Annotated in this window: 22 protein-coding genes; 15 read left to right on the top strand and 7 right to left on the bottom strand. The window is 58.0% G+C overall.

All coding sequences use genetic code 11. From position 1 onward, the window contains the following. The first annotated feature begins 1 nt into the window (after nt 1). Nucleotides 2-844, top strand: a complete 843-nt coding sequence (locus tag FB555_RS06445) for a sugar nucleotide-binding protein (RefSeq protein WP_182484751.1) — start codon at nt 2-4, stop codon at nt 842-844. Between the two features lie 8 nt (nt 845-852). Here FB555_RS06445 and rsgA read toward each other — a convergent pair whose 3' ends face one another. Both rsgA and aroA read right to left on the bottom strand, forming a co-directional pair. Continuing rightward, complete coding sequence (rsgA, locus tag FB555_RS06450; RefSeq protein WP_182484659.1) at nt 853-1,974, bottom strand: ribosome small subunit-dependent GTPase A; 1,122 nt, start codon at nt 1,972-1,974, stop codon at nt 853-855. Then, nucleotides 1,974-3,389, bottom strand: a complete 1,416-nt coding sequence (aroA, locus tag FB555_RS06455) for a 3-phosphoshikimate 1-carboxyvinyltransferase (RefSeq protein WP_182484660.1) — start codon at nt 3,387-3,389, stop codon at nt 1,974-1,976. Before aroA ends, rsgA begins: the two co-directional genes overlap by 1 nt. A gap of 97 nt (nt 3,390-3,486) precedes the next feature. Here aroA and FB555_RS06460 point away from each other — a divergent pair, with 97 nt between their 5' ends. From FB555_RS06460 to FB555_RS06470, 3 genes are all read left to right on the top strand, one after another. Further along, complete coding sequence (locus FB555_RS06460) at nt 3,487-4,089, top strand: sigma-70 family RNA polymerase sigma factor (RefSeq protein WP_246323629.1); 603 nt, start codon at nt 3,487-3,489, stop codon at nt 4,087-4,089. Then, the gene (locus FB555_RS06465) at nt 4,082-4,321 is read left to right on the top strand and encodes a zf-HC2 domain-containing protein (protein WP_182484662.1); all 240 of its coding nucleotides are present in this window, start codon (nt 4,082-4,084) and stop codon (nt 4,319-4,321) included. Before FB555_RS06460 ends, FB555_RS06465 begins: the two co-directional genes overlap by 8 nt. A 91-nt stretch (nt 4,322-4,412) precedes the next feature. Continuing rightward, entirely contained in the window at nt 4,413-5,630 is a 1,218-nt protein-coding gene (locus FB555_RS06470) for an ATP-binding protein (protein WP_182484663.1), read from the top strand. Here the strand turns inward: FB555_RS06470 and FB555_RS06475 are convergent. Beyond that, nucleotides 5,627-9,352 (bottom strand): multifunctional oxoglutarate decarboxylase/oxoglutarate dehydrogenase thiamine pyrophosphate-binding subunit/dihydrolipoyllysine-residue succinyltransferase subunit, encoded by a 3,726-nt coding sequence (locus tag FB555_RS06475; RefSeq protein ID WP_182484664.1) that lies wholly within the window; start codon nt 9,350-9,352, stop codon nt 5,627-5,629. The genes FB555_RS06470 and FB555_RS06475 overlap by 4 nt on opposite strands. Nucleotides 9,353-9,534: 182 nt before the next feature. Between FB555_RS06475 and FB555_RS06480 the strand changes: the two genes are divergently transcribed. From FB555_RS06480 to FB555_RS06495, 4 genes are all read left to right on the top strand, one after another. Further along, on the top strand, nt 9,535-10,857 hold the full coding sequence (locus FB555_RS06480; RefSeq protein WP_182484665.1) for a hemolysin family protein: 1,323 nt from the start codon (nt 9,535-9,537) through the stop codon (nt 10,855-10,857). Next, the gene (locus FB555_RS06485) at nt 10,850-11,908 is read left to right on the top strand and encodes a hemolysin family protein (RefSeq protein ID WP_182484666.1); all 1,059 of its coding nucleotides are present in this window, start codon (nt 10,850-10,852) and stop codon (nt 11,906-11,908) included. Before FB555_RS06480 ends, FB555_RS06485 begins: the two co-directional genes overlap by 8 nt. A gap of 125 nt (nt 11,909-12,033) precedes the next feature. Beyond that, nucleotides 12,034-12,267 (top strand): type II toxin-antitoxin system RelB family antitoxin, encoded by a 234-nt coding sequence (gene relB / locus FB555_RS06490; RefSeq protein WP_182484667.1) that lies wholly within the window; start codon nt 12,034-12,036, stop codon nt 12,265-12,267. Beyond that, complete coding sequence (locus tag FB555_RS06495) at nt 12,264-12,536, top strand: type II toxin-antitoxin system RelE family toxin (protein WP_182484668.1); 273 nt, start codon at nt 12,264-12,266, stop codon at nt 12,534-12,536. The genes relB and FB555_RS06495 overlap by 4 nt, the downstream gene beginning before the upstream one ends. 19 nt (nt 12,537-12,555) lie before the next feature. Here the strand turns inward: FB555_RS06495 and FB555_RS06500 are convergent, their stop codons facing one another. Beyond that, complete coding sequence (locus FB555_RS06500; protein ID WP_182484669.1) at nt 12,556-13,653, bottom strand: NADH:flavin oxidoreductase/NADH oxidase; 1,098 nt, start codon at nt 13,651-13,653, stop codon at nt 12,556-12,558. Between the two features lie 23 nt (nt 13,654-13,676). Between FB555_RS06500 and FB555_RS06505 the strand changes: the two genes are divergently transcribed. Beyond that, nucleotides 13,677-14,570 carry an ADP-dependent NAD(P)H-hydrate dehydratase gene (locus tag FB555_RS06505; protein WP_182484670.1) on the top strand — a complete coding sequence of 298 codons (894 nt, stop codon included), beginning with the start codon at nt 13,677-13,679 and terminating at the stop codon, nt 14,568-14,570. Between the two features lie 30 nt (nt 14,571-14,600). Beyond that, complete coding sequence (locus FB555_RS06510; protein ID WP_182484671.1) at nt 14,601-15,860, top strand: hypothetical protein; 1,260 nt, start codon at nt 14,601-14,603, stop codon at nt 15,858-15,860. Here FB555_RS06510 and metX read toward each other — a convergent pair. From metX to FB555_RS06525, 3 genes are read right to left on the bottom strand one after another with little or no spacing between them, the layout of a single operon-like run. After that, a complete protein-coding gene (metX, locus tag FB555_RS06515) occupies nt 15,850-17,055 on the bottom strand; it encodes a homoserine O-acetyltransferase MetX (RefSeq protein WP_182484672.1) in 1,206 nt (401 codons plus the stop codon). The two genes, FB555_RS06510 and metX, sit on opposite strands and share 11 nt — an antisense overlap. A 38-nt stretch (nt 17,056-17,093) precedes the next feature. Continuing rightward, entirely contained in the window at nt 17,094-17,891 is a 798-nt protein-coding gene (locus FB555_RS06520) for a crotonase/enoyl-CoA hydratase family protein (RefSeq protein ID WP_182484673.1), read from the bottom strand. A gap of 24 nt (nt 17,892-17,915) precedes the next feature. Further along, nucleotides 17,916-19,226, bottom strand: coding sequence for a bifunctional o-acetylhomoserine/o-acetylserine sulfhydrylase (locus FB555_RS06525; protein ID WP_182484674.1), 1,311 nt, complete (start codon nt 19,224-19,226; stop codon nt 17,916-17,918). A 149-nt stretch (nt 19,227-19,375) separates the two neighbouring features. Here FB555_RS06525 and FB555_RS06530 point away from each other — a divergent pair, with 149 nt between their 5' ends. The 5 genes from FB555_RS06530 to FB555_RS06550 all read left to right on the top strand — a co-directional run bounded on the left by FB555_RS06530 (nt 19,376) and on the right by FB555_RS06550 (nt 23,812). Further along, nucleotides 19,376-20,143 (top strand): potassium channel family protein, encoded by a 768-nt coding sequence (locus FB555_RS06530; RefSeq protein WP_182484675.1) that lies wholly within the window; start codon nt 19,376-19,378, stop codon nt 20,141-20,143. Next, nucleotides 20,127-20,840: a uracil-DNA glycosylase gene (locus FB555_RS06535; protein ID WP_182484676.1), complete on the top strand. Its 714-nt coding sequence runs from the start codon at nt 20,127-20,129 to the stop codon at nt 20,838-20,840. Before FB555_RS06530 ends, FB555_RS06535 begins: the two co-directional genes overlap by 17 nt. A gap of 10 nt (nt 20,841-20,850) precedes the next feature. Then, nucleotides 20,851-21,429: a GNAT family N-acetyltransferase gene (locus FB555_RS06540; RefSeq protein WP_182484677.1), complete on the top strand. Its 579-nt coding sequence runs from the start codon at nt 20,851-20,853 to the stop codon at nt 21,427-21,429. A gap of 238 nt (nt 21,430-21,667) precedes the next feature. Then, nucleotides 21,668-22,609, top strand: coding sequence for an ABC transporter permease (locus FB555_RS06545; protein WP_246323630.1), 942 nt, complete (start codon nt 21,668-21,670; stop codon nt 22,607-22,609). Nucleotides 22,610-22,612: 3 nt separating this feature from the next. Beyond that, a complete protein-coding gene (locus FB555_RS06550; RefSeq protein WP_182484678.1) occupies nt 22,613-23,812 on the top strand; it encodes an ABC transporter ATP-binding protein in 1,200 nt (399 codons plus the stop codon). Nucleotides 23,813-23,816: the final 4 nt, after the last annotated feature.

Raw genomic sequence — 23,816 nt, forward strand, 5'->3', positions numbered from 1 at the left:
GATGTTGGTTCTCGGAGCAAACGGACAGCTCGGGCTTGCGCTTCGGGAACACTTTCCCGATGCCCGTTTTGTGAGCCGCCAAGAATTTGATGTGGCGGATGCTTCTGCGTGCGAGGCTTTTCCCTTAGCGGATTTCTCTACCGTCATCAATGCGTCCGCCTACACAGCGGTTGATCTCGCGGAGACCGAGCAGGGCCGCCGTGATGCGTGGGCAACAAACGTCACCGGTCTAGGTTTTCTCGCGCGAGCCTGTACCACTCGCGATATAACGCTCGTGCATGTTTCCAGCGACTACGTCTTTGACGGCACAGCAACGAGCCCCTACCTCGAAACAGATCCGCTTTGCCCGCTCGGTGTCTACGGTCAAACGAAAGCCGCGGGTGACGTTGTCGTAGCGACCGTGCCGAAGCACTTCATCGTGCGCACAAGTTGGGTCATCGGGGAGGGTAACAATTTTGTTCGCACCATGGCCTCGCTTGCAGATCGTGGCATTGCCCCGTCGGTCGTTAACGATCAAATTGGACGGTTGACGTTCACTGATGATCTCGCCCGAGGCATCAAGCACCTGTTGACATCGGGCGCGGCGTTCGGCACCTATAACCTCACCAACGCCGGCGAGCCCGCGAGCTGGGCAGATATCGCTGCCCAAGTTTTTGAGCTCACCGGGCACGACCCTGCCAGTGTCACGGGCGTTTCGACGGCCGAGTATTACGCGGGCAAGGATGGCATCGCGCCGCGGCCGGCCTACAGCGTGCTCGACACCTCGCGCATCGAGGCCACAGGTTTCGCGGCATCCCCTTGGCAAGAAAAACTTGCCGGGTACGTCTCCGCACTCAAGCTCTAGAGCGTCGGCTAAACGGTAGCCTGATCGGTGGGGCGCTGGTCGGGATCTGAGCGGGAGACCGTGTGGGAGCCCTTGTCCGCAAACGTCGTCAGCAGGCGCTGTAGTGAGTCCAGGCGGCCCGCGCCAGCGGCACCGAGGGCTCCAGCCTCGACGGCCTCAATCATCGCGCAATCGGGCGAATCGGGCAGGTGCGTGCAACCACGCGGGCATTTTTCTGCCAGCACCGCGAGGTCGCTGAAAGATCCGAGAATGTTCTCGGGATTAACGTGCCCGAGGCCGAACGAGCGAACGCCGGGCGTATCGATGACCCAACCTGAGCCGTACGGGGATTCCAGCTTCAGGGTCACGGTGGAGCTGGAAGTGTGGCGTCCGCGCCCGGTGACCAGGTTGACGTGACCAATCGCACGATGGGCGCCCGGCACGAGAACGTTGACAAGAGTGGATTTACCCACGCCAGAGTGGCCGACGGCCACGGTGGAGTGCCCGGCGAGGGCGCGCTGCAGGGCATCCAGAGGCACGTTATCGGTGGCACTCAAAAACACGGGCACATCGAGGCCTGCAAAGTTGGAGAGGAACTCGGTAGGGTCGGCCACGTCGGTCTTGGTGATGCACAGGATGGGCTTAATGCCGGCATCGAAGGCGGCAACAAGGTAGCGGTCCACGAGACGCAGACGGGGCTCGGGGTTAGCGGCGGCGACCACGATGAGGAGCTGGTCGGCGTTGGCCACGATGACGCGCTCCACGGCGTCGGTGTCATCGGCGCTGCGGCGAAGAATGGTGCTGCGCTCCTGCACCCGAACGATACGCGCAAGGGTTCCAGGTTCGCCGGTCACATCGCCCACCAGGTCGACGCGGTCACCGTTAACGACGGCCTTCTTGCCGAGTTCGCGGGCTCGGGATGCCGTGACGATTGTCGTTCCGACATCGGGATCGGTATCGTGCCTGGGAGCGGGAACCAGCACCGTGAAGCGACCGCGGTCGACCGCGATGATCATGCCGGTCACAGCATCCGCATGTTCGGGACGGTTCTTGGTGCGGGGGCGGGAACCGTGACGATTGGGGCGTTCCCGAATCTCGGAATCGTCGTAATCGAACGGATCACTTTCGGTGTCGTCAGACCACCACGACATCAGGCGGTGAGCCCATCCGTTTGCTCGGCCATGTGCCCACCCACGTGTCCATCGACCAGGGCTGCCCACAGGTCAACAAACTCAGGCAGCGTCTTCGCCGTAGTGCCGATGTTCTCGACTTCGACCCCGGCAACGGCAAGGCCAATAATGGCGCCGGCTGTGGCCATGCGGTGATCCTCATAGCTGAGCCACACGCCACCGTGCAGGGGTGCGGGTTCAATCATCAGCCCATCGGCGAGCTCGGTCACGTTGCCGCCGAGCTTGTTGATCTCCGTCGCGAGTGCCGCAAGACGATCCGTTTCATGGTGACGGATGTGGCCGATCCCCGTGATCGTGCTGGGGGTGCTGGCGAGGGCGGCGAGGGCAACGATTGCCGGAGCAAGTTCGCCGCCTGTGCTCAAATCTAGGGCGATCCCGAAGATCGCGGGGGCGCCGTTCTCATCCAGAGCGCCGGTCACCGTGACGTCGCTGCCAACGCGGGTGACCGTGGCCCCGAACAGGGGGAGGAGAGCAATGAGGTCGTTCCCGACTTGGGTCGTTGACGCGGGCCATCCGGTGATTGTGACCGAACCACCCGTGACCAAGGCCGCCGCCAAAAACGGTGCCGCGTTCGAAAGATCGGGTTCGATGTCAACGTCGCGGGCAGCGATAGAGGAGGGGCGAACGAGCCAGCGGCCCACTTTGGGGGACTCCACGGTGACTCCGCGATTTTTCAGGACCTCGATGGTCATCTCGATGTGAGGGAGGCTCGGAAGGCGCTCGCCGGAGTGTGTGAGGTCCATCCCGTTATCAAAACGAGCGGCGGCGAGCAGGAGGCCGGAGACGAACTGACTGGAACTGGAGGCATCGATGGTGAGCGTGCCGCCGGCAATGTGACCGGTGCCATGAACTGTGAAGGGGAGAGCTCCCCGACCCTCGTCGGCAACGTCGGCGCCGAGAGCCTTCAGCGAAGAGATGGTGGTAGCCATGGGGCGACGTCGCGCTCCGGCATCCCCATCAAACGTTGTTGGGCCGAGAGCCAGGGCGGCGACGGGGGGAAGAAAACGCATGACAGTTCCGGCAAGGCCGCAGTCAATCGTGGTGCTGCCAAAAAGCTCGCCGGGCGTGATCTTCCAGTCCGGGCCAAAGCTGCCAGTACCCGCAATCTCTTCGATGGTGGTGCCGAGCGAGCGCAGGGCTTCGACCATGAGTTTGCTATCACGGGAGTGCAGGGGAGCGCGCAAAATAGAGACGCCATCGGCCAGTGCAGCGAGCACTAATTCGCGGTTAGTCAGGGATTTAGATCCCGGAAGGGACAGTGTTGCGTGCAGAGGCGAGGTGGGGGTGGGGGCTCGCCAGTTGCCCGCGTCGGCATCCGGTACATCGTTCACGTTGTAGGGATCAAACTCGGGGCGGGAATAAGGAGAGGTCAGCATCCGTTCTAGGTTATCGAGGTTTGATGCACGGGAAGGATATTGGCACATGCAATCAGCTGTACTCACGCGTGAGCGCCCTCGCGTAAACTTAGGGCCGATGTCCACTTCACCTAATCCGTCGGCCAAGAGTGTGCTCTTTGAAGAGCAGGCCATGCAGTACATCGATAAGTTGTACGCGCACGCTATGCGCAAAACGTCCAACCGGGTAGATGCTAACGACCTCGTTCAAGAGACGTATATGAAGGCTTTTGCCGCCTTTGATCAGTATGAGCAGGGCACCAACCTCAAGGCATGGTTACACCGCATTCTTGAAAACACCTACATCAACCAATACCGCAAGCAACAGAAGCAGCCCTTCTATGCGCCGCTTGATGATTTGGAAGACTGGCAACTCGGTGATGCGGAGAGTCGTACCGCCATGGCGAGTCGATCCGCTGAGGCTGAGGCGATTGACCATCTGCCGGCCAGCGCCGTCAAGGACGCCCTGCACGCGCTTCCCGAAGACTTTCGTATTGCCGTTTACCTTGTTGATGTCGAGGGCTACTCGTATCAAGAGGTTGCCGACATTATGGAGACCCCCACCGGCACCGTCATGAGTCGCCTGCACCGAGGCCGCCGACTCTTGCGGGAACAACTTGCCGACTACGCACATGAGCAGGGTATTGGCCTGCCAAAAAAGACAGGAGCAGACAATGACTGACTGCGGATGCGAGAAAGCCAAGAAGGCCCTCGAGGAATACCTTCACAACGAACTCTGTAGCACGGAGGCGGCGGATATCCGCGAACACATGGCCAACTGTGTCGACTGCTCCGACGAGCTCCGCGTGGGGCAAGTGCTCACCGAGGCAGTGCAGCGGGCGTGCGACGAGACTGCTCCCGAAGATTTGCGGGCCGAAGTTCTCATGAAGCTGCGGAGCATGCAGGCGCACTAGAAGTTTCGCGACATCTTTTTGATCTAACTCAATCTATTTGCATCAAAGACCATCTATTTAGTTTTAGATAAAATGCGCTTAGACTTGAAAGATGAGAGCTGTCGACAACCCTTATACGCCAAATGCCGGTCGCGAACCCGTGTTGCTCGTGGGCAGGGATGACCAAATTGAATCCTTTGACCTGTTACTCCAGCGTCTTGAAAAAGGAAGATCCGAGCAGTCTCTGATTGTTACAGGATTGCGAGGAGTAGGCAAAACAGTGCTTCTCAATGTTTTTGGGCAAAAAGCTGAAGAGCGGGGATGGGCCGTCGTCGAGTACGAAGTCGCCAAGAATGACGAGACGCAATTCCGCAGGGAAATCGGTGGGTTGTTTCGCAGGGCGCTATTTCAACTGAGCAAAAAGGAACAGTGGAAAGAACTTGGACGAACGGCAGCGGGGGTTCTTCGCTCATTTACGTTTTCCATAGATCCACATGGTGCACTGACCGCTGGCTTAGACGCCGACGTGGTCGAAGGCCAAGCGGACTCAGGGCTCCTTTCCGCTGACATTGTTGACGTGATGGTCGCCATGGGCGAAGCCGCCCGCGAGCAGAACAAAGGCATCCTGCTTCTCATCGACGAGATCCAGTTTCTCAAGAAAGAGCAACTCGAAGCTCTTGTCATGGGTCTCCACAAGGCTGTGCAGAAGAAGCTACCGATCACGCTCGTTGGTGCGGGACTGCCTCAGATTGCGGAACTTGCAGGGGAGGCCAAATCCTACTCTGAGCGACTATTCAAGTTTCCTATGTTGGGGCCCCTCTCTCGAGAAGACGCGGATGAAGCACTCGTCGGCCCCGCACGAGCAGAAGGCGCAGAATTCGACGGGGAGGCCCTTTTGCGGGCTTTCGAATTCACGGGCGGCTACCCTTATTTCATCCAGGAATTGGGTTATGCAGTGTGGTCAATTGCTGAAGATGACAATGTTCACCTGCGCGATATCGACGTAGCCATGCGCGTCGTAGAGGACAAGTTAGATTCGAGTTTCTTTAAAGTTCGCATGGACCGCACAACGGAACTTGAGTCGGCATACCTGCGCGCGATGGCACAGTTGGGTCCTGAACCGCAGCAGGCTTCCGAGGTCGCAAAGCTTCTTGGGCGAACGTCAGAACAGTGTGGGCCAACTCGTTCGAATCTCGTGGCAAAAGGTCTTCTTTACACGCCTTCACACGGGCTGGCGAGTTTCACTGTTCCTCACTTTGACCAATTCATGCTCCGGTTTATTCCCAAACTCATCGTGCCTCCGCTTCGCCCGCGTAAGGGACAGAGTTAGTTGATCGTGAGTGCCCGAGACAGAATATCGGCGGCTTCGATAGCGTGGCGCTTGGCTGATCCGGCAGCCGGTGATGCTGCCGAGGGACGCGACACGTTGCGAATGGTGCGGCCAGGCAACAATGGTGAAACCTCGAGGAGGATGAACGGCCAGGCGCCTTGGTTCGCAGGTTCGTCCTGGTACCAGACGAGTTCGGCGTTCGGATACGTTGCGAGAACGCCATTGAGCTGATCCATGGGTGCCGGGTAGAACTGTTCGAGGCGCACAACCGCAATGCGGTCGTTCGGGGTTTTTTCCAGCTCGGCAATGAGGTCGTGGTATGGCTTGCCGGCCGTGATGATTACGCGGGCAACCCCAGCACGGTCAATCTGGCGGGGGTCATCCAAGACGGGCTCGAATTTGCCAGTGGTGAAGTCTTCAACGGGGCTGGAGGCACCACGCAATCGCAACATTGCCTTCGGGGTGAAGACGATGAGGGGCTTGCGGGGCTTGGCGTAGGCCTGGCGACGCAGAAGGTGGAAGTACGAGGCCGGCGTCGACGGGCGAGATACCACCATGTTGTTTTCCGCGCACATCTGCAGGAAACGTTCGATGCGAGCGGAGGAATGGTCGGGGCCTTGGCCTTCGTAGCCGTGTGGCAAGAGCATGACGACAGAGGAACTCTGCCCCCACTTTTGCTCGGCAGAAGAGACAAATTCATCGATGATGGTTTGCGCTCCATTGGCAAAATCACCGAACTGGGCCTCCCACAGTACGAGAGCCTTCTCACTCTGCACGGAATACCCGTATTCGTAGCCGAGGACCGCGTACTCGCTCAGCAGCGAGTCGTAGATCCAGAGGCGACCCTGCTGGTCGCTCAGATTCATGAGCGGCAGCCATTCCTGGCCGTTCTCGCGGTCATGGAATACGGCGTGACGCTGCACGAACGTGCCACGGCGAACATCTTGCCCCGTGAGACGCACGGGCGTGCCCTCAAGCAGCAAAGAGCCGAAGGCCAGCAACTCTCCGAAGCCCCAGTCAATCGAGCCTTCTCGGCTCATCTCGAGGCGCTTAGCCAAGAGTTGTTGAAGCTTTTGGTGCACGGTGAAGCCATCGGGAACGTTGTTGAAGGCATCGCCGACGGCGTGAATAACCGAAACGTCCACGCCGGTTGTTGCCGGCACAAAAATTTCGTTCGCCTGAGCGGCTTTGGAGGCAACCTGCTCGGAGTTCGAAATTGCGGACATCGAGCCGGTCTGGGCGGCATGGGTCTCAGAAAAAGCGGTCTCGAGTTGTCCTTGGAAGTCAGCTTGGGCGGCATCAAACTCTTCTTGAGTGATGTCGCCACGGCCAACGAGAGACTCTGTGTATAGGCGACGCACGGAGCGTTTCGCCTCGATCAAGTTGTACATCAGCGGCTGAGTCATTGAGGGGTCGTCACCCTCGTTGTGGCCGCGACGACGGTAACAGATGAGGTCGATGACGACATCTTTTTTGAACTTTTGGCGGAACGCAAAGGCTTGACGGGCCACACGGACGACCGCCTCGGGGTCGTCACCGTTGACGTGCCAGATGGGGGCCTGAATAGTCTTGGCCACATCCGTAGAGTAAACGGAAGTTCGTGAATCCTGCGGGGGAGTCGTGAAGCCAACCTGGTTGTTGATGACCAGGTGCATGGTGCCACCGATGCGGTACCCGCGAAGCTGAGACATCTGAAGTCCCTCGAGAACAACACCTTGACCGGCCATGGCAGCATCACCGTGGATGAGAACGGGAAGCGTCGTGAACGTTCCGATGGGCTTCAAGTCTTGTTTGGCACGCACAATGCCCTGGAGCACCGTATTGGACGCTTCCAGGTGCGAAGGGTTGGCAGCTAGAGATACGGGGAGTTGCTTGCCGTTGGGTGCAGTGAACGTGCCCTCGGTTCCGAGGTGGTACTTGACGTCGCCCGAGCCCTGAACGGTGCGAGGGTCTTGGGTTCCCTCGAACTCGCGGAAAATTTGGCCATAGGTCTTGCCCGCAATGTTGGTGAGCACATTCAGGCGACCGCGGTGGGCCATGCCGATTCCAACACCGTCGAGGTCCGCATTGGCCGACTCTTGAAGCACGGCATCTAGCAAAGCAATCGTCGACTCGCCGCCCTCGAGGCTGAAGCGCTTCTGTCCCACGTATTTTGTCTGCAAAAAAGTTTCGAATGCTTCTGACTCGTTTAGCTTGGAGAGGATGCGCATCTGATCATCGTGACCGGGCTTTTCGTAGGTTCCCTCGATGTGCTCCTGAATCCACCTGCGTTGAATGGGGTCTTGAATATGCATGTACTCGAGGCCAATGGTGCGACAGTAGGAATCGCGCAAAATACCAAGAATCTTGCGCAGCGGCAAGGTCTTGGTCCCGGCGAGTCCACCGGTGACGAATTCGCGATCCAAATCCCAGAAGGTGAGGCCGTGCGTTTCAATTTCGAGGTCGGGATGCGACCGCTGGAGGTATTCCAGCGGGTCGATATCGGCCATGAGGTGACCACGAACCCGATACGAGTTGATGAGCTCCTGAACGCGAGCGGACTTGTCGACGGCCGAGCTCTTGTCGATATTAATGTCGTTTGCCCACTTGACGGGAACATACGGGATGCGCAGGGCGGCAAAGATTTCTTCGTAGAAATTCCGTTGACCGATAAGACATTCGTGCACGATTTTGAGGAACTCGCCGGAGCCGGCGCCCTGAATGACGCGGTGATCGTATGTGCTGGTCAACGTGATGATCTTGCCGATACCCAGCTTGGAAAGTGTGTGCTCGCTCGCCCCCTGGAATTCGGCCGGGTACTCGAGAGCTCCGGCGCCGATGATGCAGCCTTGGCCGCGCATGAGGCGTGGAACGGAGTGCACCGTTCCGATGCCGCCCGGGTTGGTGAGGGACATCGTGATGCCCTGAAAATCATCCGCGGCAAGTTTGTTGTTACGAGCCTTGGCAACGAGGTCTTCGTAGGCAGCAAGAAACTCGCCGAAGGTCATCGTGTCGGCGCGTTTGATGCCAGGCACCATGAGGGCACGGGTGCCGTCCGGCTTGGGCACATCTATAGCCAGACCGAGGGTGACGTGGGCCGGGGAGACGACGGCCGGCTTGCCCTCAACTTCGTCATAGAAAACGTTTTGACTGGGGAACTCTTTGAGCGCCTTGACCAGTGCCCACCCAAGAATGTGGGTAAAGGAGACCTTGCCACCGCGGCTGCGCTTGAGGTGGTTGTTGATCACGATGCGGTTATCGATGAGCAACTTGGCAGGAATGCTGCGAACGCTGGTCGCCGTGGGGATGGAGAGGGATGCGTCCATGTTGGTGGCGAGGGCTTTAGCCATGCCTTTAAGAACGGTTGTGACGTCTTGCGCTTCCGACACGGCGGCACTGAAGTCAGGCGCAACGACGGGTGCCTCCGCAGGGATGGGGGCGGCCTGAGCGGGGCGCGATGTGGTCGTCGCGATGGGTTGCGTGGGAGGGGCAGCCGAGGTGATGGATGTCGTCACGGGTATTGTGACCGGTGACGGGCTTGATGCCCTCACGGGAGAACCGGCGGGGCTAGCGAGAGCTGGAGCCGTGAATCCTGAGCGGGCGGAGTACTTCTCGAGCGTGGGCCACCAGCTGGCATCGACCGAGTTCTTGTCTACGACGAAGCGCTCGTAGAGCTCCTCGACGAGCCACTCGTTTGCACCGAACTCATCAGCCGATTGGCCTATATCCGTCTGGTTCGACACAGCGCTGCCGCCCACTCTCCGTTGATTAATCAATTCGCACACGGGCGGTTACATCGCCCAGAATGTCCGTCTTCCAGCCTAAACCTAAATTGATATGCTGAAGTATCTAATGGACGACTCTTCACCTGCTCATAAACCCGTGACCACTGGGCCAGCCACCTCGACACGAGGGGGATGCGTTTATGTGGTCTGAGTGGATTTTCTTTGGTCTCGGTGTGGTACTTACCGTCGGTACAGGGTTCTTTGTCGCGGCTGAGTTTGCGCTGGTCAATCTTGATCGCCCCGAGCTTGAGGCGCGGCGGGAGCGCGGTGAACGCGGCCTCGGTTTAACGATCTCGGCGCTAAAGATAACGTCGACGCATCTCTCGAGCGCGCAGCTTGGGATTACTCTGACGACGCTACTGACAGGCTTCACCATGGAGCCCGCACTGAGCTCACTGCTGAGAGGACCCTTGACCTCGGTTGGCCTCCCCGACAGCGTCATCGTCGTGGTCGCGGCGACTCTCGCGATCGTTTTGGCGACGACCCTGTCGATGATTGTGGGCGAGCTTATCCCCAAGAATTTTGCTTTGGCTATTCCTGAGCGCACGGCCAAAGTGGTCATGCCCTTTCAAGTGCTTTTCACCACGGTTTTTCATCCGGCGATTCGAGTTTTGAACCACTCGGCGAACACAGTCCTCCGAGCCTCCGGAATTGAACCCAAAGAGGAGCTTTCGGGCGCCCGCTCTCCCGAAGAGTTGGCCTCTCTCGTTCGCCGCTCAGCCTTGGCCGGACTCTTAGAAAAAGACACGGCAACGCTGCTGAGCCGCACTTTGGCTTTCAGCGAGCGCACGGCATCTGACGTCATGACACCCCGCTTGCGGCTCGCTACCCTGGAGCCGGGAGATTCCGCGCGCGCTGTTCTTGATCTTGCGCGCACCACCGGTTATTCGCGTTTCCCTGTCGTTGGTGATGAAGGCCTTGATGACGTGCGAGGTGTCGTTCATGTGAAAAATGCCATGGCCGTGCCACGCGAGCGTCGGGCCGAAGTACCAGTCTCGGCCCTGATGAGCGAGCCCTTGCGGGTGCCCGAAACGATGCCACTGGATGCGCTGCTCACGGAACTTCGCGGCCGCGGCTTTCAGCTTGCCATTGTGGTCGATGAGTATGGTGGCACGGCGGGAATCGCAACACTGGAAGACCTCGTTGAAGAGCTCATCGGCGAAGTGAGCGACGAGCATGACCGCACTCGGGCGGGGGTCGTCGCCGGCCGTGACTTCTTGACATTCCCAGGGAGTCTTCGCCCCGATGAACTCTACGAGCGTGCCCACATCCAGGTGCCGGAGGACGGCCCCTACGAGACTGTGGCCGGTTTTGTCATGAGCGAATTGGGCCGTCTGCCCCGGAACGACGACGAGGTCGCCGTCGAAGGTGGCGTCTTGAAGGTTGTGCGGATGGATGGCCGACGGATTGATCGCATCCGTTTCACACCAATCACCGTGGAGCTGGAGGGGCGCGATGTCTGATTATTCGGGACTCGCTTGGCTCGTTGTGTTGCTCGCTATGAATGCATTTTTTGTGGGTGCGGAGTTCGCTGTAATCTCTGCCCGTCGCTCCCAGATTGAGCCGCTGGCGCTTAAAGGCAAGCGCAGTGCCAAGACGGCGTTGTGGGCGATGGAGCACGTCAGTCTCATGTTGGCGACAAGCCAACTGGGCATTACGGTTTCGTCTCTGCTGATCCTGAATGTCTCGGAGCCCGCTATTCATCACCTTCTCGAGGTGTGGCTCGCCCCAACTGGCTGGTCTGACTCGCTGATCGGTGGAATCAGCTTCGGTGTTGCCCTGGTTATCGTGACGTTCTTGCATGTTGTCTTTGGCGAACTCATTCCCAAGAATGCGTCTTTCTCCGTTCCGGATAAGGCAGTCCTCCTTTTGGCGCCACCGTTGGTGATTGTCGGACGCATTGTGCGCCCCATCATTGTGGTGATGAATGCCGTGGCCAACATGGTCTTGCGTCTGTTCAAGGTGGAGCCCAAGGATGAAGCCACCAGCGCGTTCACCCTTGAAGAGGTGGCCACAATCGTGTCGCACTCCACGCGCGAAGGCATGATTGAAGATTCAACGGGCGCGCTCAGTGCTGCCTTCGAATTCACAACCAAAAAGGCGGCGGACATTCAGGTGCCGTTGAGCCAACTGGTCAGTCTGCCAGAAGACGCGACCGTCGCAGACCTGGAACAGGCTGTGGCCAAACATGGCTTCTCTCGTTACGTCATCCGGGCAGACGACGGTGATCCCATTGGGTACTTACATCTCAAAGACGTGCTCACCTTCGATGATGAGATTTCCGAATTCGGAACTCACTCCGGCCCGATCAAGACCAAGCGAATCAGGCAGCTTGCCACGATGACCCAAACCACGGATCTTGAGGACGCGCTGGCCGAGTTGCAACGCTCGGGGATTCACCTCGCCCGCGTTGTTGACCAGGTCGGCAAGACCACGGGCGTGTTGTTCCTTGAAGACATCATTGAGGAGCTCGTGGGCGAAGTCCATGACGCCACAAGGCGCCGCGAGTACTAGCGCACGCTAACGAACTTGGCATGCGCAGCCCAATCTGGGACGATAGCCCGTCGAAATATTGTTGTCATTAACTTCCGACCGGAGTAATGTTTACGTGTAAACATTTTTTAGGGGAGGGACCCACGATGGCAATCACAAAACCAGTATCGGTCAGGCTCTCACCCGATGTTGAGAAACGCTTGCATGCTTTGGCCGAAGCAACCGGACGAACGGCCACCTTCTATGTCAAAGAAGCAATCGAGGTTCACCTCGAGGAGCTCGAAGAACGCTATTGGGCCGACAAAGTAGTCGCACGATGGGAAAATTCGGATCAGAAAACACGTCCTGCTTCTGAGCTGTGGGCCGAACTTAATCTATGAGCCGTTGGTCGCTTGAAACCAGTCCAGAGTTTGATAAGAGCATGCGCAAACTTGACCGCCCGATCGCCTCGCGGGTCAAGGAATATTTGGAACAGGTGTGTGAACTCGACGATCCTCATTCGAGGGGGAAAGCCCTCACAGGTAATTTGGTCGGTTATTGGCGTTACCGAATCGGCAGTTACCGCGTCTTAGTAATCATTCGGGAAGAATCTCTCATCTTGATTGCCATTGACGTAGCTCACCGGGCAGATGTTTATGACATTACCTAGCGGAATCATTGGGCCGACACTAGGCGCTGGGCTTCGGCTTTGCCCGCAGGTACTGTGACGGCCAGTAGTCGATCTCGGCACCCAGTTCGATGGCGGCACGGAGCGCGAAGTGCGGGTCGCGAAGCATTTCGCGACCGATGAAGACGGCATCCGAACGCCCATTTTCGACAATGGAATTGGCGAGTTCTGGAGTGGTGACGAGGCCCACGGCCGCCGTTGAAATGTGCGAATGTTGCTTCACGAAGTGAGCGAGGGGAACTTGGTAACCAGGGCCGACTGGAATTTTCACTCCGGTGACGTTTCCTCCGCTGGAAATATCAAAGAGGTCTGCGCCCGAGGCTCGTGCCCAGTCGGCAATCTTGGCGGTTTCGGCTTCGTTCCAACCACCATCAACCCAGTCGGTGGCCGAAACTCGAACGAAGAGCGCCACATCGTCACCAATGACGCCGCGAACGTGTTCGATAATTCGCAGCAACAATCGCGCGCGGTTCTCCAGCGGCCCACCGTATGCATCCGTCCGCTCGTTGCTCAGCGGCGAGAGAAACTGGTGAAGCAGATAACCGTGAGCGGCGTGCAATTCGATGACACGAAAGCCAGCCTCAACGGAGCGGCGAGCAGCGTGACCCCAGGTCTCGACGAGGGCGTCGATTTGGGCAATGGTAAGCGCATCCGCTGGAAGGTATCCATCAAAGGCTGTATGGGAGGCAGAGACCGTCTGCCAGCCGCCTTCCTGATCGGGCATTGTGCCTTGGGCTCCTGGGTAGTCCCAGTCAGGGTAGATCGATGCTTTGCGCCCGGCGTGCCCCAGCTGAATGCCCGCAACCGCACCGTGCGCTGTGATGAAGTCAACGATGGGCTTCCACGCATCGCGCTGTTCATCGTTCCAGATACCGGTGTCGCGGTTCGAGATTCGCCCGATGGCTTCGACCGCCGTTGACTCGGTCATAACCAAGCCCGCCCCGCCGACAGCCATGGCGCCGAGGTGCACACTGTGCCATGCGGTGGGAGCCCCATCGAGCTTCACGACCGAGTATTGACACATGGGCGAAACCCACAGCCGGTTACGAAACGTAACATTACGAATGGCAAGAGGCGTAAACAATGCGGGTTGACTCATGTATCCAAACTATCGTTGATGCCATGGATACATCACACGCTTCCGTGCTCTGGGATGCCAAAAGTTCCGCACCTTTCCTCGCGGTGCCGACGAAAACGGACACGAAGTATTCTCGCGGGGTTCTCGGTGTTGTCACTGGCTCGAAACTGTATCCCGGTGCTGCTGTCCTCAACGTAGAGGCGGCCTACCGCACGGGCCTCGGCATGGTGCGCTTCCTCGGCGCACGGCGAGGAGGTGATCTTGTTCTTGCCCGCCGCCCCGAGACGGTGTGTGTTCCAGGCCGCGTTCAAGCCTGGCTCGTGGGATCAGGAATGGATGCGGTCACGCGTTCTCACACCGCATCCGTTCGCCTTCAAGCGGCTCTACAGAGTGGAATGCCTGTGGTTGTGGATGCGGGCGCTCTTGATCTGGCTCGTTCCTCTCGCGGCCCGGTCGTCATCACCCCTCATGCTCGCGAACTCGCGATGCTTATATATTCTCTGAAGTTGGCGCACGTCGAGGCGTTCGCTGACGTCGACCAGCTGGCAGCCTCGATTTCGCAAGATCCCGAGCGCTGGGTCGAAGTTGCCGCCGACGAATTCAACGTCACGGTCCTTCTGAAGGGTCATGTCACCCATGTCGCAACGCCAGCGGATGATCGGGGGGCACGCTTCCATGCCCGAATCCAATCCCCGACAACGTGGCTAGCCACCGCCGGAACCGGCGATGTTCTGGCGGGAGTCCTCGGAGCCCTCGTCGCCACGCATGCCGAGCAGGTTCTGAAGGACCCCGAAATCTTGGGACCCTTGGCAGCAACCGCCGCGTTCCTGCATGGAGTGGCCGCTGGGCGCGCGGCCAACGGCGGCCCGATTGTGGCCCTGGATGTGGCTGAGGCTTTGCCGACGACCATCGCCGCGACCCTAGTGGCCATCCTGTAATCTCAAAGGACCATGGGGAAGAGAGGTTCGATGTCGCGAGCGCGCTCTCCTTTGTTCTTCTGGATTGCCTTTGCGCTCGTTCATGGATGGCTGGGGTGGCAGGGCTTCATTGCCGAGTCGGTACCGTACGGCGATGTCTCCTTTGTTTACTCATTTTGGGCTCATCAAGCTGTTTCTGGCGGACCTGTGGTGGGCATTGACACCCAGTGGGTCTACCCGATTCTGGCCTTCATTCCCATGGTCATCCCCACGCTGGGGGGCCTCGTGCCTGCGGCGGGTTATCCCTTTGCGTGGATTGTGCTCGTTATTCTTATCGATGCCGTGGCGTTCAGTTTTCTGATTGGCTCGTGGACACGCGGGACGGTTCGAACGGTGGCGGCCTGGTGGTGGCTCGCCTTCTTACTGTGCCTTGGCCCCATTTCGGTGGCTCGGATCGACTCGATCGCAACGGCGATTGCGCTGGTCGGTCTCCTGTTCGCAATTTCCCGGCCAATCGCCGCAACGGCACTTCTTACCATTGCCGCGTGGATTAAAGTCTGGCCAGCAGCGATTGTCGGCACACTGTGGGTTGCCGGGCGAGGACGCACGCGCATTGTGGTTGCCGCCGCCGTGACCTCGGCCGTCGTCCTCAGCATCGCCCTCGTGCTCGGTGCCGGGGGTAACGTCTTGAGCTTCCTCACACAGCAAACTGGGCGTGGCCTGCAAATAGAGTCACCGGCATCCAACTTCTTCGTCTGGATGTCGGCCGCACGGGTCCCTGGATTTGCGGTCTACTACGACCAGGCGCTCCTCACCTTCCAAGTTCGCGGCCCAGGTACCGAGGTCGTTGCCCAGCTTTCGACGCTCGTTCTTGTGGCCGTTGCCGTTCTCGTTCTGGCCCTTGGGATGGATGCCAAAAAACACGGGGCCGTTCCCTTACGCATTTTGGGACCGTTGGCTCTGGCAATGACAACAGCCCTGGTTGCGTTCAACAAAGTTGGGTCGCCGCAATACATTGGCTGGCTGGCTGTTCCCATTGTGTTTGGCTTGGTTATCGATCGTCAGCGCTTTCAGGTGCCTGCCCTGATCACGCTTGTGATTGCACTCCTGACGCAAGCGTTCTATCCCTACCTCTACCTTGAGCTGCTTCGTCTGAACCCGTGGTTGATTGCGATCATGAGCGTGCGCAACGTGCTCGAGTTTGTGTTGCTGGGCTACGCCATCGTGATGGTGGCGCGGCTCCGCCTAGAGGCGCGGGCTCGCGAAGTTCGCCACACCGCTCGGGCTCGACGCCGAATGTCTATTCGCTGAAAAGCCGTCTCAGCTGGGCGCCGATAAAGTCGGATTCGATAAGAAAAGCATCGTGCCCAAAATCAGATTGCAGGATTGCCGGTACGGTGCCGTCGATGTTGTGGGGAAGGTGGCGCGCGATGCGCTGCTGCCCGGGGAGTGGGAAAAATCGGTCTGAATCGATTCCCACGATGAGGGTGCGTGCCGTGATGGATTCCAGAGCTTCTTCCACCGAGCCGCGACCGCGACCAAGATCGTGTGAGTTCATCGCCTCCACCAACGTCACATAGCTGTTCGCGTCAAAACGCCGGGTGAATTTGTTGCCGTGAAAGTCGAGGTAACTCGCGACGGCAAAGCGCCCGCCGCGCCCCAGCGGGCTGATGTCACTTTGAGAACTTCTGTCAAAACGCTCGTTGAGCTCATGGGGCGTGCGAAAGTTTTGGAACGAAATTCGGCGGGCGAGGGCGAGACCGCGGTGAGGGCCGTCGCCGTCGACAGCCTCGTAGTAGTGGCCGGCCCGAAACCCTGGGTCGAGAAGAATAGCTTCAATTTGCACGGTGTTCAGGGCGATTTCATCGGCACTCGTGGAGGCGGGGGCCGCCAAGATCGCAAGGCGTTCGACGCGATCTTGAAACATTGCCCCCCACTCGAGGGCGTGCATGCCCCCCATGGAACCGCCCACGATGGCAAACCATTTCTCAATACCGATGAGGTCGGAGAGCTGAGCTTGAGCACGCGTTTGATCCCGGATGGTGGTGTACGGAAACCGAGAACCCCACTCGTAGCCGTCGGGTGCCAGCGATGCGGGCCCCGTGCTTCCTTGGCAGCCGCCCAAAACATTCGGAGCGACAACGAAGTAGGTATCGGTGTCGATAGCGAGACCCGGACCAACAATCTCATTCCACCAGCCACCCGTGGTGTGGCCTTTGCCGGAATCACCCGAGACGTGGCTATCACCGGTGAGAGCGTGCAAAACGAGGATGGCATTGTCTTTGTTGGGGGAGAGCGTGCCCCACGTCTCATAGGCGATACGAACGTGAGGGAGGCTTCCGCCGCCCTCAAAATCAAAGGGGCCAAGGTTTGCGAATTCACGCTGGCCGACGGGGTCGCCATCTCTCCACGCCCCCGTCGCCGACGGCTTACCCGCGATGGAGCGCACCTGTTCGTCGGTGATGAAACTCGACGGAACGGTGTCCTCAGAATTTTGCCAGTCCATTGTTCCTTAAGCCTATGGCAGGGGTCGCCCCGCGAACGTTAGTGGCCCTCAAACGTGGGGGTCGAACGCGTAGCGAAGGCTGTCATTCCCGCGGCAAAATCCTTGGTCTGGGCTAGGCCGGCAAGGGTCTCGTTGAGGAGAGCCAAGGATTGGGCTTCGGCGGCGCGGGCGGCGAGGCGCGCATTGGCGAGAGTGGCCTGCACCGCGAGGGGCGCTTGCGCCGCAATGGAGCGGGCAATCTTGAGGGCGCGCTCGACATGCTCCCCGGCGGGGACGAGTTCTTGAACGAGGCCGATGCGGTGGGCCTCGACGGCATCAAAGGTGTCTCCGGTGAGAAGCCACCTCATGGCATTCCCCCAACCCACGCGGGCGGGAAAACGTGTTGTCGCACCGCCAAAGGGCAAGATTCCCCGAGATACCTCTATTTGCCCAAAGGTTGTTGTGGTGTCGGCGACGGCAATATCGGCCGCCAGGATGAGTTCCACACCGAGCGTGAAGCAGATTCCACTCACGGCCACGACAATCGGCTTGCCGACAGCTGCCGTCTGGACCCCCCAGGGGTCGGTTGAACCATCGGGGATGATTTTCAGGCCATCGTTTATCTCACCAGCGCCTTCGTTGCCAAAGATATCCCCCAAGTCCAACCCGGCCGTGAAATGTGGGCCGACGGCTGAGACGACGGCAACCCTAACTTCTGGATTGGCGTCAATCTCGCCGAAAGCATCACTGAGTTCAGCGAGCAACTGTCGGTTCGCCGCATTGAGCTTGTGAGGGCGGTTCAGCGTGATGTGCAGAACGTGCTCGGTGAGCTCGGCGGTGACGAGTTTCTCAGACATGGGGCCCCTGACGTTGTGGTGCTTTTAGGCTACCTTTCCTGCGGCAGCCAAACCTGTCTCGAGATCGGCCGTAATGTCCGCGATGTTCTCTAGACCTACGGAGAGGCGAACGAGCCCAGGTGTAACACCGGCGGTGAGCTGCTGCTCAGGGGTGAGCTGCGAGTGCGTGGTCGAAGCCGGGTGAATCACGAGGCTCCGAACATCACCGATGTTGGCGAGGTGACTGAATAGCGTCAGGCTGTCCACAAAGGCCTTGCCAGCTTCAACGCCACCCTTGAGCTCGAAAGAGAGCACTGCGCCGACGCCCTTGGGGGCGTAGCGGTTTGCGGCCGTGTGCCAGGGGCTGGAAGGCAACGAAGCGTAGTAGACGGACTCTACCTGAGGATGAGCCTCAAGCCACGTAGCGACAGCCGAAGCGTTCTCCACGTGACGCTCCATCCGAAGACTCAGGGTTTCGATGCCCTGAATAATCTGCCAGGCGCTTGCCGGAGCAATAGCGGCACCCAAGTCACGCAGCAGCTGCACGCGGGCCTTGATGATGTACGCAATCGCGTCACCCAAAACAGTGGTGTAGCTGGCCCCGTGGTACGAGGGGTCGGGCTCGGTGAGACCGGGGAACTTCTCGACGTTCTTCGACCAGGCAAACTTTCCACCGTCGACGATCACACCACCCATGACCGTTCCGTGACCGCCTAAGAACTTGGTGGCGGAGTGAACGACGATGTCGGCGCCGAAGTCGAAGGGACGAATCAGGTACGGGGTCGCAATCGTGTTGTCGACGATGAGGGGAACGCCGGCTTCGTGTGCAACATCGGAGACCAGCTTGATGTCCAGAATGTTGATGCGGGGGTTACCGATGGTCTCCGCAAAGAACAACTTTGTGTTGGGGCGAACAGCGCGACGCCATTCATCCGCGTCATCTTGGTTCTCCACAAACGTTGTCTCGATACCGAGCTTGGTCAGTGTGTACTTAAACAGGTTGTAGGTACCGCCATAGATGGAGCTGGAGGAGACGATGTGGTCGCCGGCCTGCGCGATATTGAGGATGGCCATGGTTTCGGCCGCCATTCCGGACGAAACGAAGAGGGCAGCGGTGCCACCTTCGAGCGCTGCAACGCGCTGCTCAACGACATCTTGGGTGGGGTTCTGGATGCGTGTGTAGATGTTCCCAAACTCGGCGAGAGCGAACAGGTTCTTCGCGTGCTCAGAGCTATTAAAAACGTACGCGGTGGTCTGGTAAATCGGTGTCGCCCGCGCGTTGGTCACGGGGTCAGGCTTGGCACCTGAGTGAATCTGCTTTGTTTCAAATTTCCAGTCGGCTGGTTCGGTGCTCATGAGGTGCTCCTTGTGAGATGGCGCCGAATTCGGCGGGTGGCTTGGATGAGACGCTACGCGGCCGAAGCGATGACTTCAAGACCGCGTGTCATAGGCGGTAACACTCGTTCTATTGCCGTGGGGTATGGCTTTTTCACTACCCTAGAACTATGAGTATTCCAGCGAAGCCGACCATGCGCGACGCTGACGGCGATATCGTGCAAGATTCTCGGAGTCCTAAAGAGGCGGCGTGGGAGAAGGTTTCCACGATACCGCTCATACTCTTCTCCTTTGTTTTCTTGGTCGGCTTCTCAATTCTCATCTTGGATGATGAGGTTTTTACGACCGGCATCGATAAATACATCCTCACGACCCTGGCTGTCATTTGGATCGCCTTTATTGTCGACTACGTCGCGCGTTTCACTCTGGCGAACAACAAAGCGGTTTTCTTCCGGCGCAATCTCATCGATTTGCTGTCGGTCGCCGTCCCCTTCTTCCGGCCGTTTCTGCTCCTCATGTACTTGAGCCGCCTGCGGTACTTCCGTGGACGAAAGGGCAGTTCGGTTCGTGCCCGACTAATCGCCTACGCCGCATCATTTGCCGTGATGTACATCTATGTTTTGTCCTTGGCCGTGTACGCCGCCGAGAGACAGGCTCCAAAGGCCTCGATTACGTCTTACGGGGATGCGCTCTGGTGGGCCATGGAGACAATCTCCACGGTTGGTTATGGGGACTTGATTCCTATTACTATTCCCGGTCGAATTTATGCGTCGATGCTCATGCTCGGGGGAATGGTCATTGTTGGGCTCACGACGGCCACCGTTGTTTCGTTCCTGGGGGAGCGCGTTCAAACTGCTCATCGCGCGGCCTTGGAGCAGGCGGAGCGTTCCAAGAAGCACCAAAGCACGGATCAACACCGCGATGACGTCGAATCTTGACCTTGAACAGCTCCGCGACGATGGGGTCATTGATGCGTCCTGGGCAACGGCTCTGGCGCCGGTTCAATCCACACTCGATGAGATTGCTGTTTTTCTCCAACAAGAATTAGCAAGCGGCGTCATTGTCCTTCCCGAGCCGCGCAACATCATGCGTGTCTTCAATATTCCAGTGAATTCGGTTCGGGTTCTCATTGTGGGGCAAGACCCCTATCCGACGCCCGGACACCCCATCGGGCTCGCCTTCGCTGTTGACGAGCACGTGCGAACGTTACCGCGAAGCCTGAACAATATTTTTACCGAACTCGAAACTGACACGGGTCATTTACGGCCGGCTACTGGTGGTCTAGGGGGATGGACGAACCAGGGCGTCATGCTGCTCAACCGAGTTCTCACCGTTCGCGCAGGGGAAGCTGGATCCCATCGTGGTAACGGCTGGGAAGCCGTTACGGAGCGAGCGATAAAAGTTCTAGCGACGCGTAATTCTTCGCACCCTGGCACCCCCCTCGTCGCAATTTTGTGGGGCAAACAGGCTGCGTCCCTTCGCCCGCTCCTGGGAGAAACTCCGATTGTCGAGTCTGCTCATCCGAGCCCACTCTCTGCGAGTCGAGGTTTCTTCGGGTCCAAGCCTTTCACGCGCACGAACGAGGCGCTCACGCTGCAAGGCCCATCTCCCATTGACTGGTCGGGCCTCGGCTAGACTTTTTAACGTGCTACCCGATGAGTATCAGCCACGCCGTGAACTGCCCCTTCACTTGCGCGCGCCGGTCGAGCCCGAACCGGCGTTCACGTTTGAAATACGTGAAACCGTGGCCGAAGATTTGCCCGACATCCGCGAAATCTACAACTACTACGTTGCCAACAGCGTTGTTACCTTCGATGAAGATGCGATGACTCTTCGAGAATGGCGCTCAAAGTTCGCCTACCTGTCCAAACAGGCAATGCCCTTTATCGTGGCTGTTTCTCCATCGGGGCAGATACTGGGTTACGCACTGGTCTCACCGTGGAAGCAAAAACGTGCTTACCGGTTTACTGTTGAGAACTCGATCTACCTTCGGGCCGCTTCAACGGGCAAGGGCCTCGGACGAGCCCTGATGGCTGCCCTTATCGTACGCTCGCAATCCGCTGGGCTTAAGGAAATCATTGCTGTTATTGCCGATGGTGGGGCTGAGGCGTCACTTAAGCTCCATGAGGACTTCGGTTTCAAAGAAATCGGACGGATGGGTCGAGTCGGTTTCAAGTTCGACCGTTGGCTCGGCACGGTACTCCTTCAAAAGACCCTTAAGTAACCATCAGGCAACCTACTCGTTCTGCTGATTTACGTTTTGACCTCTGAATCTGGACTCTATGCAAGAGCCGAGACAAATAGCGCGAAGGACAGACTGATATTGTTAGCTAGTATTTTCTTCGGTATTCAGGGGCAGTTTTTCCCTCCAAGATTTGGTGATCAACATCGCCTCGACTTTGGCACTGGATTACTTAATGCAACACGTTCCGATAGTCGTTAGTTTCTTGAAGGAGAGCAGCATGATCCAGCGAGACATTCGTAATCTCTCCCGCGAAGAACGTCGAGAAATGATTAATCAGCAGCCGCTTACTCGGGTTGGACAGCGACCGGAGTTCTTTCGAGGTACGTTGTTTTCCTATGTCGACATTTGGCGCCACCGTGAACTCTTGGGTCGCCTAGTCGGGCGTGAAGTTACGGCGCGTTACAAGGACAGCTCCTTAGGCATCGTGTGGAGCCTTTTTCGGCCCCTAGTTCTGTTGCTGATTTACTATTTTATTATTGGACAAGTCTTAGGTACCGCCCGCTCAGTTCCCGACTTTGCTGTCTTCGTCTTCATTGGCATAACGATGTGGACTCTTTATTCTGAGATATTGTCTCGCGGCACCGTGTCCATCATGGACAATGCCGGTCTCGTAAAGAAGGTCTACTTGCCGCGCGAGGTTTTCCCGCTCAGCGCTGTGGGCAGCGCCCTTGTGAACCTAGGAATCCAGTCGATTGTGCTCATCGGCGGGATTGCGTTATTTAGTCATTTCACGTGGAGCCCAACGGTTCTCCTTGCACCATTGGCCATCCTCACAATTTTGGTTTTTGCCTCGGCTTTGGCGATGCTTCTTGCTGCCGTAAACGTCTACATGCGCGATACTCAGCATTTCGTTGAGATTTACGTTGCGGTTTTCTTCTGGGTCTCCCCCATCGTTTATCCCTTTACTTACGTGAAGAAAGCTCTCGGCAATTCCTGGCTCGTGGAGGCCTACCTGGCAAATCCGGTGACGATTTCGATAATCGGAGCTCAGAAAGCACTGTGGTCAGCCGGGTCAGGGGCTACAGGTCAACTTGCCCAAATTTGGCCTCCAGACATGGAACTGCGATTACTCTTTTGGCTCATCGTGAGTGTTCTGTTTTTTTGGTTTGCGCAGAGGGTCTTCTCTCGGCTTCAAGGTAACTTTGCCCAGGAGATTTAAACGTTGAGTACAACAATTGCAAGGCTCGAAGATGTTTCGAAACGATTCACCATTCATCAACAGCGATCTCTCAAGGAGAAGATCGTCAACTTCGGACGCGGTCGAGAGTTTAGAAAAGACTTCTGGGCCCTCAACGATATCAACCTCGAAATTGAGTTCGGCACCACTGTTGGTTTGGTCGGCCACAACGGTTCCGGTAAGAGTACGCTCCTCAAGATAATTGGCGGAATCCTGGCACCAACGACGGGGTCAGTCGCTCGGCGAGGTCGCATGGCGGCCCTCCTTGAACTGGGGGCGGGGTTCCACCATGACCTCACGGGGCGCGAAAACGTTTACCTCAACGCTTCCATCCTTGGCCTTTCAAAGAAAGAGATCGATCGGGTTTTCGATACCATCGTTGACTTCTCCGGAATTGAACAATTTATTGACACTCAAGTCAAGTTTTACAGTTCTGGAATGTATGTCCGTCTTGCATTCGCGGTCGCAGTGCATGTCGATCCGGACCTTCTCCTCGTCGATGAGGTATTGGCCGTCGGTGACGAGCCCTTTCAGCGCAAGTGCATCGACAAGATCGTGGAATTTCAGCGCGAAGGCCGCACGATTGTGGTCGTTTCTCATTCTGCTGCGCAGGTAAAGCAACTCTGCGACCGCGTTGTCGTTCTTGATCACGGACTCATGCTCTTTGATGGCGACACGGCCGAAGGGGTTCGTGTGCTCCAACGGGGATACGAAAGAGGAGAGACTTCGATGGCCAAGGTTGGCGCCGTCGTTGAACAGGAATTTGCAAATAAGACAGCGATAACCCGCATCGAAGTTAGCCAACCCGAGATCGAAACGGGCGATGTGTTCATTTCGGGAGAGCCACTGAGCATCACGTATCGCTACCGGGTAGCCCAAAACGAGGGACCTCTCGTTGCGTCGATCATGATCGAGAACGCGGACCGAGACTGTCTGTATCTTCTCGACACCAGAATGTTGGGACAGTCCGTTAACGGCAACCTAGGCGAGCACGAGCTGACGTTCAATTTTGCCGTTGCTTTGATTGGCTCAGGGGAGTACTTCGTTCGTGCGCAACTTTGGCTGCCAGATGGCCGTCTCATGGATGAGTTAGATCCCCTTCCAAGATTCACCATGTCTAACCTCCATCCCGGCGCTGGTGTCATCTCTATGGATGTTTCCATGAGCTCACGGACCTTGGCCTAAGGCG

It is taken from the genome of Alpinimonas psychrophila (genome assembly GCF_014137865.1).
In the GTDB taxonomy this organism is placed as follows: domain Bacteria; phylum Actinomycetota; class Actinomycetes; order Actinomycetales; family Microbacteriaceae; genus Alpinimonas; species Alpinimonas psychrophila.